Below are 16,847 nucleotides of genomic sequence, written 5' to 3'. Positions count from 1 at the left end.
TAAATTTATTTTTTTTGAACCCAGCTAAGTAACAATGTTCAACTTCATTGGCAGAGTTTATCCTGAGGAACGAAGGACACTCTTGTACTGTAAATCTTTATTCAGCTTTAATTGTGTTTTGCAGAAATCTTTGCAACAATCTCCGCATCAATCTCCTCCATTTCCCTTCCCTTGGGGAAGGATAGGATGGGCTTTTTTCTTTTTTGTTTGTACACTAAATGTTTCTGCTCAAATTTCACCTGCTAATTTATGGCATGGTCTTGAACGCACCATACATTACCAGCCGCATGGTAACGATTTTATTTTATACAAAGGCACACGGAAATTCAACAGGGCATTGTATGGAACCAATACTGGTTTTAGGGTGGAAACAGGTGATTTGCCAGAGTTTGCTTTGTACATGCCGGGCATGGGCGGCAATTGTAAAATTGGCATAAGTGTAAATGGAAAAAATAAATGGATTACTGAGGCAACTCAAATAAAAACTATCTACCGACCCGGTATAATGCTGTACGAAATTACAGACAGCTTACTGGGTAAAGGCGTTATCAATCTTTCTGTATTGGCAATGGCAGATGCCGAAGGAATGATTTTGAAAATAGAAAACATAAATGTTCCTGCAAACGCACACTTAATAATTGTTTACGGCGGCGCCACCGGAAAAAAATTCAGCCGTGATGGAGATATTGGCGCCGACCCTGAGTCAGTTTTTTATTTACAACCGGCGTATTGTAAAGACAACAGTTTTAAAATTGATAAAAATAATTTCCAATTATTTTATGGTTTGTCAAAAGCATTAAGTGAAGAAGAACGTTACGAAATTCAGTACGGCAATAAACAACCCGATACCAACGCAAAAGAAAAGCCAAAACTGCTTGCAGGTATTTTTCCACCAAATGCCATCCTAAAAATTACTGATGCAGAAAAGCAACTCTCACCCGACGAACTGTTTGCATCATCAGCAACTGCAGCTTTACCTGTTGTAGCCGGCAAAGTTTTGTTAAATAAAAATGATATTGTTTATTTCTCCATACAAAAACCGGGAGAAGCAATAAGTTATAATGATTTACCAAAACTTTTTATAAAAGCAGAAGCTGCAAGAAAAAAATTAGCTGATAGAATTATTTTGCAAACACCGGATGAATACATCAATCCTTTGGGTGGTGCATTAGCCATTGCTGCCGATGGCATTTGGGAAGATCCTTCTTACATGCACGGCGCTATTGCATGGCGTATGCGCTTGCCTGCTTGGCGTGGTGCTTATGTTGCAGATCCGCTTGGCTGGCACGACAGGGCAAGAATGCATTTTAGCAGTTATGCATTATCACAGGTAACAAAAATTCCTGCAGGGCCTGTTGTATTTGATACTGCATTGCATATTGCAAGGCAACAGGAAAAAATGGGTACTGCTATGTTCAGCAATGGTTATATCAGCCGCAATCCCGGTGGTGATATTCGTCCACACCATTACGATATGAACTTAGTTTTTGTGGATCAGTTACTAAACCATTTTAATTACACTGGCGATATCGAGTATGTAAAAAAAAAGTGGCCGCTTATTACTTTGCATTTGCAATGGGAAAAAAGAAATTTTGATGCCGATGGCGATGGATTGTATGATGCGTATGCTGCAATATGGGCAAGTGATGCATTGCAATATAGTGGCGGCGGCGTTACACATTCCTCTGCTTATAATTACCGTGCAAATAAAACTGCCGCACATTTAGCCAAATTAATTGGCGAAGATGGAACGGTGTATGAAGCCGAAGCCAATAAAATTTTATTAGCCATGAATAAAAATTTATGGCTAAAAGATAAGGGCTGGTTTGCAGAGAATAAAGATTTAATGGGTTTGCAACTGGTGCATCCATCTGCCGGATTATGGACGATCTATCATGCCATTGATGAAGGGGCAGCGGATGCTAAGCAGCAATATCAAATGCTGCGTTATGTTGATAATTACATTCCGCATATCCCGGTAAAAATAAATGGATTGAAAGATGAAGGATATTATTTACTGAGCACCAGCAACTGGCAACCCTACACCTGGAGTATCAACAATGTTGCGCTTGGAGAAAATTTACATACTGCATTATCTTACTGGCAGGGCGGAGAAAATGACAATGCTTATAAATTATTTAAAAGTACATTGGTAGAAAGTATGTATGCCAGTGCAAGCCCCGGTGGTTTTCAGCAACTAAGTTTTTACGATGCCATACGTGGCGAATTGTATCGTGATTTTGCAGATGGATTAGGCATGACGGCAAGAACTTTGACTGAAGGTTTATTTGGTATTCTGCCGGATGCATTGAATGATAAATTGTTAATCAAGCCTGGTTTTCCTTCATCATGGAAATTTGCCAAATTATCTGTGCCGGATATCAGTATAGATTTTAAGGGGGATAAAAATATTTCTATTTACAGCATTCGCCAATCTTACAGTAAGTTATTAAATGTTGTGCTGCAACTAAAAGCATTAAAAGATAAAGTTGTGACAGTAACAGCAAATGGTAAAATAGTTAAATGGAATTGGTTGCAAAATGTGGTGGGACAACCAATGATAGCTATTTATGCAGGAAAAGAAAAAAATAGTACAGTTAAAATAATTTGGGGAGGAAATGATTTTGAAAATATTGTTTTTAAACCTGTGTTATTTGCCGCAGAAAAAATTGTTATTGGTTTGTCTGGAGCAAGTTGTATTGGTATTGATGATCCTCAACAGGCAATCACAAAATTTAATGTGGATAAAAGTAACTTGCTTTTTGAAGTTGCTAAGGATGAAAATTATTATTCTGCATTTCTTCGTTTAAAACAAAGGGACGTTATTTGGCTTGAACCAATCAGTTTTAAAACAGTTGGCAGTGGCGTAATTCCTGATTCAGAATTTAAGCTTTCTGCAAATGCAAGTTTTACAACGATTGATTTGCAACCTTACTTCAATGATAAAGTAACACAAATTTTCAAGAACAAATATCTTTCACCAAGGCCACACTCACCCACATTACAAATTCCGTGGCAGGGCATTGGCAACTGGTGTTATCCATTAACGGAGGCTAACATTAATGATAGTGGGATGAGGGTAAAAGCTGGTGTGGAAAATAAAATTTACTTAGATAAAATTCCTTTTGCCACACCATCAGCAATGGAAGCTAAAAATATTATTTACACTTCGCAATGGGATAATTATCCAAAGTCTGCAACCGTACCAATATCAGGCAAAGCACAACATGCTTATCTTTTAATGGCAGGCAGTACCAATCACCATCAATCGCAATTTACCAATGCAACCATTGTTGTTACTTATTCAGATGGTACTATAAATAAATTGCCATTAATAAATCCCTGTAACTGGTATCCCATTGAACAGGATTATCTTGACGATGGCTTTGCTTTTACCACTGGTGCACCAAAACTATATCGCTTATTATTAAAAACAGGAACGTTCACAAAAACAATAGATAAATTCAATACAATAAAAGGTTTTAGCAACCGTGCTATTGATGGCGGTGCTGCAACGGTAATTGAAATGCCTTTGCAAAAAGATAAAGAATTAAAAAGTTTGCAATTGATTACATTAGCTAATGAAGTGGTGGTAGGTCTAATGAGTATAACGTTGGTGAAATAATGAATAATTGACTAAATAATAATCAATGTGCATGATTATGGATTGTAATTCTCAACTAATGTCACCCCATCGGGGTTGGGTCTTTAACTTTGTAACAATATCTATACTAATATCATCTCTTCGGGATTTTAAAGCCTGAAAGGCTGAAATTAATATAGCGCACAAATAAATTAAATGTAGCAAAACTCCGAAGGGGTGATATTAGGGAGTATGGAGTTTGACCTATCTAAATGACATTCCCTTTAGAGCAGGCATAAAATAAATTATAAGAGATAAGCTTTAGCCCAAATATCTTTTGGGCTAAAGCCCTGTTCAACTGAAAACTTACATCACCGCCCTAAAGGGACGGTGCAATTAAATAATGCAATGATATTTTTTAGTAACAGATGTTGAGCAATAGGTTATTAAGTTAAGGCAATTGAATTGCCCTGCCCTGCAGGGCAGGGATAAGATGGATATTTAGACAGGGCTTTAGCCCAATGAATATTTGGACTAAAGCCCTGTACAACTTGAGCTTTATATCGGTGCAATTAAATTAAAACAAAATTTAGATAGTTATTTAATGAAAAAAATATTTACATACACCATAGTCGCATTTTTGTTTTGTTTTCAACAAACAACAGCCCAACCCATCAACAGAAAAGCTCTTGTAGAAAGACATACTATCATCAATAAAACTATGGATACACTTTCATCTTTGTCTGTTGGCAACGGCAAATTCGCATTCACCGTTGATGCAACAGGTTTACAATCTTTCCCCGATGCTTATGCAAAAGGCGTTCCGCTGGGTACACAAAGCGAATGGGGCTGGCACAGCTTTCCCAATACAAATAATTATAGAGAAGAAGATGCTTTAAAAACATATCAACTTAACGGACGTGATGTAAAATATATGGTGCAATGGAATAACCCGGAACAAAATAAAAATGCTTCCAATTATTTCAGGCAAAATTTGCATCGTTTACATTTAGCCAATATTGGTTTGGAAATTATAAAGAAAGACGGCAGCACTTTTAAAGTGGAAGATGTAAAAAATATCCATCAAACATTAAACCTATTTACCGGCGAAGTGCATTCAAAATTTACGGTTGATGATGTGCCGGTTGAAGTAATTACATTTTGCCATCAGCAACTGGATATCATCGGAGTAAAAATTATTTCTTCATTAATTCAAAAAGAAAAAATTAGTGTGCGTATCCGTTTGCCTTATCCTACTGGTGGCTGGGCAGATATGGGAAATAATTTTAAAGATGAGGATAAGCATCAATCAACACTCAGGGAAATGTCGCACAACGATGCAGTAATTAATCATAGGTTGGATACTGCAAATTACGCAATAACTTTAAACTGGAAGGGCAGAGCCGATATCTCAACAAAACAAAAACATTACTTTGTATTAAAACCAAACAATACTAATGTATTTGAATTCAGTTGTCAATTTGCAGTAGATTCAAAAAATATCGATCTTCCTTCTTACGAAAAAATAAAAATCAACAGCATTAGTTCCTGGGCTTCATTCTGGCAACGGGGCGCTGCTGTTGATTTTACCGGCAGCACCGATACAAGAGCAAAAGAATTAGAAAGAAGAATTGTGCTTTCTCAATACCTTACTAAAATACAATGCGAAGGCAGCAATCCGCCGCAGGAAACGGGTTTAACCTATAACAGTTGGTATGGCAAACCACATATTGAAATGCATTGGTGGCATGCCGTACATTTTGCATTGTGGGGAAGAGTAGATTTATTAGAAAAAACTTTAGCCTGGTACGATAAGGTTGCACCAATTGCAAAAGCTATCGCACAACGACAGGATTACGATGGGGTACGCTGGCAAAAAATGACCGATAATGATGGGAGAGAAGTGCCATCGTCAATCGGTGCTTTTTTAATTTGGCAACAACCACATTATATTTATTTTACTGAGTTGGTGTATAGACAAAAAACAAATTTGCAAACATTGAATAAATATAAAGATCTTGTTTTTGCCACTGCCGATTTTATGGCTTCCTTTGCCCGATACGATTCAGTAACTAAAAAATATGTTTTAGGCAAAGGTGTAATTGCAGCCCAGGAAAGATTTAAAGCAGATACAACTTTTAATCCTACTTACGAATTGGCGTATTGGCATTGGTCTTTATCCAACGCACAAAAATGGAGAGAACGTTTGCACTTGCCACGTAATAAAAAATGGGATGAGGTAATTAATGATTTATCACCATTACCGATCCAGGGAGATAAATATTTGTTTACTGAAAGTGCAACTGACTCTTACACCAATCCCGAATTTAAAACGGATCACCCTTCTGTTTTTGGAGCATTAGGTATGGCACCCGAAACGCCGATGGTAAATAAAACCATCATGCAAAATACCTTTAACTGGATATGGGATAACTGGAGCTGGAACGAAACCTGGGGCTGGGATTTTCCGATGACAGCAATGACAGCCACACGATTAGGCCAACCCGAAAAAGCCATTGATGCTTTATTGATGAACATCACTACCAACACTTATTTAAATAACGGGCACAATTACCAGGATGGAAGATTAACCATTTATCTTCCCGGCAACGGCGGTTTACTTACTGCCATTGCAATGATGTGCGCCGGTTATGATGGTAACACTATTCAAAATCCAGGGATACCAAAAAATGGTAAATGGAAAGTGAAATGGGAAGGGTTAAAAAAGATGTTATAAAAATTTTATCATTATTTTTTTGCAACGCTCCAAATGGTGTTGCCCCTGTCATCTGCCACCAGCAGCGATCCGTTTTGTGTAAATGCCACACCCACCGGCCGGCCATAAACAGTGCTTTTATCTTTATCTGCAATAAAGCCGGTTAAAAAATCCTGCACAGGTCCTGATGGTTTTCCATTGGCAAAGGGAACAAACACCACTTTATAACCAGAGAGTACGCTGCGGTTCCATGAGCCATGCTGGCCTATAAACATGCCGCCAAAATAAGGACTGGTTAAATAATTATTTTCGTTAAAAACTAAACCTAACGATGCCGTGTGGGCTCCCATTGAAACATCAGGTGTAATAGTTGCTTTAACCAAATCCATCCTTTCGCCTTTCATTCTTGGGTCTGCATTTTTTCCATAATAGGCATAAGGCCATCCGTAAAAACCATTTTCTTTTACACTGGTTGCATAATCCGGTACAAGATCATCTCCTAAATTATCTCTTTCATTTACTGCTGTCCATAAAATATTTGTACCTGTTGCCCAACCCATTCCAACCGGGTTGCGTAAACCACCTGCATAAATTCTTTCGCCGCTGCCATCAGGATTTATTTCTAAAATATTTGCCCTGCGTATTTCATTATCAATGCCATGTTCTGCAACATTGCTGCCCGAGCCAACTGACACATAAATTTTTGTGCCATCTCTGTTGGCAATTAAATTTCTTGTCCAGTGATTATTATAACCGCCTGCAGGTAAATCTAAAATTTTTGTTCCTGTAACTGTCATTTCTGTTTGCCCGGTTTCGTAAGGATACATCCATAATCCATCGGTATTACCCACATAAAATTTATCTTTTAAAATAAGCATCCCTAATGGACGGTTTAACCCTGATAAAAACACTTTTTTAACTTCTGCAACACCATCACCATCATTATCTCTTAAAAATAAAATGGTGTTGCTGCTTTTGCCCAACTTTTTATCACCGGTGCTTTTTGTAAATCCATCGCTAACTGTATTGGCCATGGCTACAAAAATATCGCCGTTGGGTGCCACATAAATCCAGCGTGGGTTATCCAATCCCTCTGCAAACCTTGTAACAGAAAATCCTTCGGGAGCAATAGGAGCTTTATCCTGCGGCCAGCCAATTGTTTTAGAATTATTTCTAACCGCCGGCGTAGCAAACGGCGCAGGAAGTTGAACTGTATCAGCAAATCCTTCAGTGCTATTAGCATTTTTAGAACTTGCGTTGATGTTTTTTGTATTATGGCATGCCGTAAAAATTATCAGGCATAAAAAAGTTAAGTATGCAATTTTTGATTTCATCAGAAGTTATTTTTATAAAATTACGGCATAGCTTTGCTAAATAATGATTTTAATGAAAAAAAATATTCTTTGTTTATTAATCGTCTTATCGCTGCAAAAGAATGCTGCTGCACAGGAAAAAACTGTTACTGACTCATCCCTTACAATGAATGAAATTGTTGTTACGGCCTTTGAGCAAAACAGGATCATCAACAGCGGCACCATTGTAAAAGTGTTAAGTAATAGTAATGCCGACAGATTTAATAAAACTTCTTTGGTAAATGGTTTTAATGCTATTGCAGGCGTAAGAATGGAGGAGCGTTCGCCGGGCAGTTACCGTATCAATATCAGGGGCAGTTCGCTGCGTTCTCCTTTTGGTGTAAGAAATGTAAAAGTTTACTGGAATGGTATTCCTGTTACCGATGCAGGTGGGAATACTTATTTTAACCAGTTTGCATTTAATAATTTTTCTTCGATAGAAATAATTAAAGGCCCGGCGGGCAGTATGTATGGCGCAGGCACTGGTGGTGTATTGCTGATGCACAGTTTTGATAATTCTTTTACACCCTCGCTAAAAGCCGAATATGTTTTTGGCAGTTACGGCCTTCAAAATATTTTATCTTCCATAAGTTTTGGCGAAAAAAATAATCACAGTCTTATCAGTTATGCTCATAATGAAAGTGATGGTTACCGGAATAATGCAAAAAGCAAAAGAGATAATGCAAGTTTTATTTCTCGATTTAAAATTTCTGACAGGCAGCAACTGACAGCAAGTATTTTGTATAATAATTTGTTTTACGAAACACCCGGTGGTTTAACTAAAGCTGAATTTACAGCCAATCCAAAACAGGCACGGCCGGCAGCAGGAGTCTTTCCTTCCGCAGCCACAGCAAAAGCCGCCATCTATCAAAAAAATTTTGTTGCAGGATTAAATCATCAATATAATTTCAACGATAATTTTAAGAACACCCTAATACTTTACGGCGCATTTGCACAAATAAAAAACCCTACATTCCGTAATTACGAACGCCGGAACGAACCAGGCTTTGGCGGCAGAACTTCTTTTATTTATGATAAAAAAATAAATGAAACTAAAATACAATTGGTTGCCGGAGGAGAATTGCAGGAAGGATTTTTTAATACACAGGTTAGTAAAAATAAAAATGGCAACCCCGATACTTTACAAACCAATGATGATATCCGGTACAGCACCTACAGCATTTTTGCACAGGCAGATATTAGTATAAAAGAAAACTGGATTATTACTACAGGTGCCAGCATTAATAAATCGAAAGTTGATTTTACAAGATTGAACAGTTACCCAGTGGTGCAGCAAAACCGCACTTATAAAAATCAATTATCTCCAAGGCTTGCACTTCAAAAAAAAATAAATAACCATGCAGTATTTGTAAGTATTTCAAAAGGGTTTTCGCCGCCAACTATTTCGGAATTGCTTCCATCCACCGGGGCTATCAGCACTTTTTTAGAAGCAGAAGAAGGAATTAATTATGAAGGGGGAGGGAAATTTTCTTTTTTAAAAAATAGATTACGTGTAGAAGCAACAGGTTTTTATTTTAAACTAAACAATGCGTTGGTAACAAGAAAAGACAGCAGCAACGCCGATTATTTTGTAAACGCAGGCAATACGCAACAAAAGGGAATTGAAATAAGTGCCGACTATTCTATTGCTTTTAAAAATACTTTTCTTAATTACTTGGTGTTGAAATCTTCTTACACACTCAGTAATTTTAAATACGGGGATTTTAAAAAAGGTACTGTTAATTTTTCAGGAAAATATTTACCCAGTGTGCCTAAAAATATCATTGCTGTTTTGGCAGACGTACAATTTAAAAGAGGAATTTATTTTAATAGTACCTGGTATTATGCAGATAAAATATTTTTAGATGATGCTAATGCGGTATCGGCAGATGCTTATCACTTATTAGGTTGCCGGGCTGGTTGGAAAGTTAATTTGAAAACAAATAACAAACTTAATTTTTATTTTGGTGTTGATAACCTGCTTAACGAAACGTATAGTTTGGGTAATGATATCAATGCTGCAGGCGGAAGATATTATAATGCAGCTCCGGCAAAAAATTATTATGCTGGCATAGCTTTTGAATGGAGTAAATCTAAAAATCCTTAATGGATAATTATTTTTTTTCTTTCGATTTTATTAGATTGGTTAATTTTTTTGGTGCTACTTCACCATAAGCAAGGGTTAAAGCATCAGTAAACAGTTGCTTTTTAATTTTTGAAAGATCAATAAATGTCCATCCCTGTTTACCCCATTTGTTGGGCACCGGAAAAATAATTGACTTATCATAAAGACAAAAAATATCCTGATTGGGTATTGATAATTTAATACAGGCCCTGTTATTTTTACTGTCGTAAGTTGCAAATATTTTTTTACCCACCCTGAAAGATGTTTTTTCAAAATGCGGTTGTTCATTTGTTTCAGCAAATGACAACGCAATTTTTTTGAATGTCGCTATATTAATCATGTTGATGATTGTTTTTCAAGATTTATACCAATTAGACATTGAAAGAATACTGTCAAGCCTGTGCTTGTCGAAGGCGGGTTGACATTGCACCGGTTTCGACAAGCTGCTAATTACACATTATGCAAAACACTTACTTTCAAATTATTAGACTGTCAGCTTGAGCTTGTCGAAAGCGGGTTTAAAGAAGCACATCGGCTTCGACAATCCCGATTGCAATCGGGACTGACACTCCGATGGAATCGAAGTTTTGTCATTTGCAAAGAGCTTAAATTTTTCTTTTATGAGTACCTCAGCCTGACATTTTTTTAATCGGATAGATTCAATGTCTAATTGGTATTATTAATCTACAAGCTTCAACCATTCTTTAATAATTTTTTGTAAAGCCTTTTCTTTTACTCTAACATCCGCCATATCTTTTAATACTACAATTCTTCTCCCATCTTTATAATCACCGGTTAATAAGCCTGGTGTATCTTTTACTTTGGCGCCACTGGGAAAAACCAGCATTATCTTTTCTTTAAAAAGATTAAACACCACTATCTCTCTTTTATATTCTTTCGGGTCAAAAGGCTTCATTTCTCCGGTATAATAAAAACTGGGGTTGTTCCATTTTATGCGTTCACCAACCGATGGGTCGGCACTTAAAATAATTTTTCTGATGGTGTCAATAATTTTACCAAAAGCCGGGTCAAGTTTTTTTATATGTTGCGTTACCTGTTCCTCATCAGAAAGTTTAATTGCTTTTGCCATCTTAAAATATTTTGGGATACTAATTTTTAGTTAGCCAAATATACTCTACAAAATAATTAGTATTCTATTCGCCGCAAAACTTTATATAAATGGTTACCTGTCAAAATGGTGGTTTAAAAAAAAGTTCGTTTCTTTAATTAAAATCATAAAGCGAAAAATTGAATTATGAACGATAGCAGCACTAACAAATGGATATTGCCTGTAATTGTTGTTTCGCAATTTTTTTGCACCTCGTTGTGGTTTGCAGGTAATGCCGTTATGCCCGACATTATAAAAAATTTTGCAGCTGCCCCGGCTTTTTTAGCAAACCTTACCAGTGCAGTACAATTTGGTTTTATTACAGGCACTTTAATTTTTGCTTTATTCACCATTGCCGATCGTTACTCTCCTTCAAAAGTTTTTTTTGCATGTGCTGTTATTGCTGCGTTGTTTAATCTTGCAATAATTATACAGGGTATTTCTTCGGTAGAATTATTACTCTTCAGATTTTTTACAGGTTTTTTTCTTGCAGGCATTTATCCCGTTGGTATGAAGATAGCATCCGATTATTATGAAAAAGGCCTGGGCAAATCGTTAAGCTTTCTGGTAGGTGCTTTGGTTTTAGGAACTGCTTTTCCTCATTTATTAAAAAGTATTACCGCACAGTTTTCCTGGAAGTATGTTATCTATTCGATCTCTGCGCTTTCTTTACTTGGTGGTTTATTAATGCTAGTTTTAGTTGCTGATGGTCCGTATAGAAAGCAGGGGCAGCAATTAAAATTTTCAGCATTATTTTCAGGATTCAACAATAAAAATTTTAGATCGGCTGCTGTTGGATATTTTGGCCACATGTGGGAGCTGTACACTTTTTGGGCATTTGTGCCCGTAATTTTAACTGCTAATAAAAATTATTATCACAACAGTTTAAATGTTTCCTTTTTTTCTTTTTTAATAATTGCCTGTGGCGCTTTTGCATGTGTAGCAGGAGGTTTGCTGTCGCAATATTTTGGTGCAAAAAAAATAGCCACCATCGCCTTGTTTTTATCCTTTTGCTGTTGCCTGCTTTCTCCACTTTTTTTATTCAGCAGTTCGGCACCAATACTAATTGGCTTTTTATTTTTTTGGGGGCTGGTGGTTATTGCTGATTCTCCACTTTTTTCAGCATTAGTGGCACAAAATGTTCCTCAACAGTCAAGGGGCACATCGCTTACAATGGTAACCTGCATTGGGTTTTCAATAACAATTATCAGTATTCAATTACTAAAACTATTGGCTGAAAATATTAATGCACAGTATATTTATATGATACTGGCAATTGGGCCTGCAGCGGGACTTATTGCTTTGCTTAATAATAAAAAGACTAAGCAACTATAATTGTTGATAGATAAACTGCAGCTAAAGATAATTTTGTTTTAAATTGCAAACACTCCATTTAATTTTTTACTTTAAAAATAGCAAGATAATAATAACCTTATGAGCGCTGAATTTGAATTATCTGCTTTTTTTGAAATGACACCGGATCTTGTATGCATTGCAGGAAAAGATGGGTTCTTTAAAAAAATTAACCAGGCTGTTATTGATAAGTTAGGGTTTACAAAAGAAGAATTATTTGCACAGCCAGTTGCAACATTTATATATCCTGAAGACAGGGGTTTTACACAAAAAAACAGGGCTGGTTTACTTAGTGGTAAAACGTTGCGAAATTTTGTAAACCGTTATGTAACAAAAAAAGGTGAGATTGTTTGGCTAGAATGGACTTCGATATATTCGCCGGATAAAGAAATAGTATTTGCTATTGCAAAAGATGTTACAGAAAGAAAAGTGATTGAAAAAGAAGCGGAAGAAAAGTATATAAAACTTAAAAACATAGCTGCAAATTTTAAAAAAAGAGTAGAAAGAGATAAAAAATATATAGCTTATGAATTGCATGAAGAACTGGCCCAGCTGGTAGTTGCAGTAAAAATGGATGTAGAATGGATAGCTGTTAATATGCCCCGCTTGCCCGAAGCATTAAATTTACGGATTGAAAATGCCGTAGCTGTTTCCAAAATGCTGATCAAAGCAATTCAAAGAATTTCTTTTTCAGTTAGCCCGGCTATGATTGATGAATTAGGATTAAACGCCACTCTGGAATGGCTGTGTAATGAGTTTTCACTTTTGAATGGTGTGTCCTGCAGGTTTGCCAGTGCATATGACGAAGAAAATTTAACACCTGAAACGAGAATAGATTTTTTCAGGGTTTGCCAGGAATCCCTCATCAATATAACTTCTCATGCAAGGGCAGAGAATGTAGTAATAAATATAAAAGCTGTTGAAGATAAAATTCAACTAACCATTTTTGATGATGGTAAAGGGTTTGATGTAAATCAACAAAAAGAAACCCCGGGATTGATTAATATGCAAGAGCGTGCTGCTTCTATAAATGGACAGTTTGCTATTGAAAGCAAAATAGGAGCAGGAACAAAAATATATTTTACAGTAGAAAAATATAAGGCAGTATAAATTAATGGTATTTATGCGGAAGAATATTGTTTTTATATTAACGGCTGTCTTATTTCTTGCGCTTGCAGGAATATTTGTATTTGCCCAAAACAAAAATAACGCCGACAACCGTTTTGTAACTTATATGGTTGATATTAAAAAGAAGGAACTAAAATTGTATTGGAAAAATGAGACCAACGAAAATTTTAAAAGTATTGAAAACCTAAAATTGTGGGTAGAGAAAAAAAATAAAAAATTGTTATTTGCTGCAAATGCAGGAATGTATAAAACGGATAATTCTCCCCTTGGTCTTTTTATAGAAGATAAAAAAATAGTTTCCCGTCTAAACAAAGCAAATGCAACGGGTAATTTTTACCTTAAGCCTAATGGCGTTTTTCATATTACTGATGATAACGTTCCTTTTATTTGTACTACCGGCAAATTTTTAAACAATGGTAAAATAAAATATGCTACACAATCTGGCCCCATGTTGGTAATTGATGGAAAAATACATTCCGCATTTGTAAAAGGTTCTGCCAATGTAAATATCAGGAATGGTGTGGGGATTTTGCCTGATAACACCATTGTTTTCGCCATGTCGAAAAATGAAATCAATTTTTATGATTTTGCAATCTATTTTAAAAATATGGGTTGTAAAAATGCTCTGTATTTAGATGGCTTTGTTTCCCGAACTTATTTGCCTGAACAAAACTGGATACAAACTGATGGAAATTTTGGAGTAATGATTGGGGTAACTGGAAACAAATAATAAAAAATCGCTCAACTTCTCTTGATACACATTTAGTACCCCCACTCATCAGCAATAAAAACCAAAACTGCTTTTTTTATTTTTTTACTTTCCTGCTGTAAATAATTATTACCCTTTATCCTGTTTTAGGTTTTCTATACCTGCTCAAATTTACATTTTCGTTGCGCCATTATTAAAGTATAGAATACCAAAACAAATAGTCATGAAAAAAACAATCTTCATGCTTGCCGCTGTTGTAATAACAGCTGCAACGCATGCCCAAAACAAACCCGGGTCCATCTCGGGAACTGTTATCAGCAATGAAAATAAACCTGTAGAAGCTGCTACAGTGCAATTATTAAAAGCAACAGATAAAAGCCTGGTAAAAGTTGCCGTAACCGACAAGACCGGTAATTTTTTGATCGACAAAATTGCAGAAGGAAAATATCTTATCAGTATCAGTGCCATTAGCTTTGTAAAAAAAATTACAGATATTGTTGAAATAACAGCTGCTAATTTAAAAATTGATTTGCCCCAGGTGCAATTAGCTGCACAGGCAAAGGGATTGAGCGAAGTAACTGTAATTGCAGCAAAACCTTTTATTGAGCAGAAGCCCGATCGCACTATTGTTAATTTAGAAGCATCGCCATCCAATGCCGGTGCAACTGCATTGGAAGTGCTGGAAAAATCTCCCGGAGTTACAGTAGATAATGATGGTAACATCAGCCTTAAAGGAAAGCAGGGAGTTATTGTTATGATGGATGGAAAACCTACTTATCTTTCCGGCGCCGACCTGGCGAATATTTTACGTAATCTACCAGCCTCTGCATTAGATCAAATTGAGATTATGACTAATCCATCTTCTAAATATGATGCTTCAGGCAACTCGGGCCTAATCAACATCAAAACAAAAAAGAATAAAGGCAAAGGTTCCAACGGAAGTGTTGCAGTGGGTACTACCAATGCCCTGTTTAGAAAAAATGGTAACGAAGAAATGACCTGGAAGCCTTCTGTTTCTATAAATTACAATTATCGTAAAAATAAAATTAACTTTTTTACCAATGGGGTGTACAACTACCGTGAAGGAAGAGCCGCACTGGATATTACAAGCCGGTATTACCGTGATGACAAACCAATTGACAGCATCAATCATGTAAACACTTATTTTCGTTTTCGTAATAATAACTATACTTTAAAAACAGGATTTGATTATTCGCCCAATAAAAAAAATACCTATGGTGTGGTATTAAATGGTTTTCTTTTTGCAGGACGGCCGCAGCCAGCCACATTTACTACCTTTTCAAACTTAAACGGACAAATTTTTTCAAGGCTTCATACCAATATCAAAAATGAATTAAGCTGGAATAATTTTGGCGCCAACTTTAATTATAAACATACATTTGATACTACAGGCACAGAGCTAACACTCGACCTGGATTATTCCCGTTACAATAATGTATCCGACCAATTTTTAAGTACAGGTTTTTTTGATGGCAATTATAATAAAACTGCCGACTCTATGTTTTTAAAAGGGCATTTGCCTTCAACAATAAATATCTTTTCTATAAAATCAGATTTTGTACATACTTATAAAAACGGTTTACGTTTTGAAACCGGTATTAAATCGAGTTATGTAACTTCCGATAACCTGGTGGATTATTTAAGAAGCAATGGCGGAAACTGGGTACCCGATTCTAGAAATAATCATTTTATTTATAAAGAAAATGTTAATGCTGCTTATGTTAATTTGAATAAGCAATTTAAAAAATGGAATGTGCAAACGGGATTAAGGGCAGAAAATACCAATACGAAAGGGGTGCAGGTGTCGGATAATTCAACTGTAAAACGCAATTATGTAAGTTTGTTTCCAACAGCATACGTGAGTTATACAGTTAATGAAAAAAATATGTTTACAGTGTCGGCAGGAAGAAGATTGCAGCGCCCTAACTACCAGGACCTTAATCCATTTACTTTCTTCCTCGATTCGCTGAGTTACCGCCAGGGCAACCCTTATCTTACGCCGCAATTTTCCAATAATTATGAACTGATACATACTTACAATGGAAAAATAACCACCACATTAAATTATACCAGCACTACAGATGTAATTTCTCAAATTATAAAAAGAAAGAAAGGTAACAGTGGGGAGATCATCGGTTTTCTTACATCTGATAATATTGCAAAATATACCAACACCGGTATTGCCATTAGTGCACCTGTAAAATTTGCTAAGTGGTGGACCTCCAATCTTTACGGTAATGTTTACCGCAATCATTACATGGGTACTTATATCAGTAACGAAACAGGGCAACCGGTAGCGGTAGATCTCGATCTTGCTTTTACTTCTTTCACCATTAATGTTAACAACAATTTTACCATCGGTAAAGGTTGGAGTGCAGAACTAAGCGGTTGGTACCGTTACAAAACCATTGAGCAATTATCGCTCTCTTACCCAATGGGCCAAATGAGTTTGGGGCTTGCAAAAAATAATTTGCTTAAAGGTAAAGGAAGCCTGCGGCTAAATGCACGTGACCCTTTTAACTGGCAGCGCTACAGCGGCCTTACAAAATACGGCACTGTTGATATTGATATAAAAAACCGTTGGGATAACAGGCAATACGGTGTAAACTTTACTTACCGTTTTGGAAAACAGCAGGGGCAGCCACAGAACCGAAGAAGATCATCGGCAACAGAAGAAGAGCAGCAAAGAGTTGGCGCTGGAAATTAAAGGTACCCGCCCAGTTTTTTTGTTAGATCAACCTGCTGATATTAT

The 16,847-nt window shown here is 36.3% G+C and carries 10 protein-coding genes; 7 read left to right on the top strand and 3 right to left on the bottom strand.

All coding sequences use genetic code 11. The annotated features are described in order from the left end of the window. Window positions 1-130 precede the first annotated feature (130 nt). Together ACY651_RS17485 and ACY651_RS17480 are read left to right on the top strand one after the other, a co-directional pair. Window positions 131-3,625: a DUF4450 domain-containing protein gene (locus ACY651_RS17485; RefSeq protein ID WP_462254787.1), complete on the top strand. Its 3,495-nt coding sequence runs from the start codon at window positions 131-133 to the stop codon at window positions 3,623-3,625. 562 nt (window positions 3,626-4,187) lie between these two features. After that, window positions 4,188-6,320 (top strand): hypothetical protein, encoded by a 2,133-nt coding sequence (locus ACY651_RS17480; protein ID WP_462254786.1) that lies wholly within the window; start codon window positions 4,188-4,190, stop codon window positions 6,318-6,320. Between the two features lie 11 nt (window positions 6,321-6,331). Here ACY651_RS17480 and ACY651_RS17475 read toward each other — a convergent pair whose 3' ends face one another. After that, window positions 6,332-7,633, bottom strand: a complete 1,302-nt coding sequence (locus ACY651_RS17475; protein WP_462254785.1) for a PQQ-dependent sugar dehydrogenase — start codon at window positions 7,631-7,633, stop codon at window positions 6,332-6,334. 52 nt (window positions 7,634-7,685) lie between these two features. On the opposite strand from ACY651_RS17475, the gene ACY651_RS17470 reads away from it, so the two are divergent. Then, a complete protein-coding gene (locus tag ACY651_RS17470; protein ID WP_462254784.1) occupies window positions 7,686-9,758 on the top strand; it encodes a TonB-dependent receptor in 2,073 nt (690 codons plus the stop codon). Window positions 9,759-9,765: 7 nt separating this feature from the next. On the opposite strand, the gene ACY651_RS17465 is transcribed toward ACY651_RS17470, so the two are convergent. After that, window positions 9,766-10,083 carry an MmcQ/YjbR family DNA-binding protein gene (locus ACY651_RS17465; protein ID WP_462254783.1) on the bottom strand — a complete coding sequence of 106 codons (318 nt, stop codon included), beginning with the start codon at window positions 10,081-10,083 and terminating at the stop codon, window positions 9,766-9,768. Between the two features lie 372 nt (window positions 10,084-10,455). Continuing rightward, the gene (locus ACY651_RS17460) at window positions 10,456-10,866 is read right to left on the bottom strand and encodes a DUF1801 domain-containing protein (protein WP_462254782.1); all 411 of its coding nucleotides are present in this window, start codon (window positions 10,864-10,866) and stop codon (window positions 10,456-10,458) included. Window positions 10,867-11,031: 165 nt separating this feature from the next. Between ACY651_RS17460 and ACY651_RS17455 the strand changes: the two genes are divergently transcribed. The 4 genes from ACY651_RS17455 (at window position 11,032) to ACY651_RS17440 (ending at window position 16,802) form a co-directional block, all read left to right on the top strand. After that, window positions 11,032-12,219 (top strand): MFS transporter, encoded by a 1,188-nt coding sequence (locus ACY651_RS17455; RefSeq protein WP_462254781.1) that lies wholly within the window; start codon window positions 11,032-11,034, stop codon window positions 12,217-12,219. Between the two features lie 99 nt (window positions 12,220-12,318). After that, a complete protein-coding gene (locus ACY651_RS17450; RefSeq protein ID WP_462254780.1) occupies window positions 12,319-13,347 on the top strand; it encodes a PAS domain-containing sensor histidine kinase in 1,029 nt (342 codons plus the stop codon). A gap of 13 nt (window positions 13,348-13,360) precedes the next feature. Then, window positions 13,361-14,095 carry a phosphodiester glycosidase family protein gene (locus ACY651_RS17445; protein WP_462254779.1) on the top strand — a complete coding sequence of 245 codons (735 nt, stop codon included), beginning with the start codon at window positions 13,361-13,363 and terminating at the stop codon, window positions 14,093-14,095. A gap of 202 nt (window positions 14,096-14,297) precedes the next feature. Beyond that, on the top strand, window positions 14,298-16,802 hold the full coding sequence (locus tag ACY651_RS17440; protein ID WP_462254778.1) for a TonB-dependent receptor domain-containing protein: 2,505 nt from the start codon (window positions 14,298-14,300) through the stop codon (window positions 16,800-16,802). Window positions 16,803-16,847: the final 45 nt, after the last annotated feature.

This window comes from Ferruginibacter sp., from assembly GCF_031391665.1.
In the GTDB taxonomy this organism is placed as follows: domain Bacteria; phylum Bacteroidota; class Bacteroidia; order Chitinophagales; family Chitinophagaceae; genus Ferruginibacter.
Note: the sequence above shows the minus strand (reverse complement) of the source record. Positions and strands in the feature narration are given on the sequence as shown.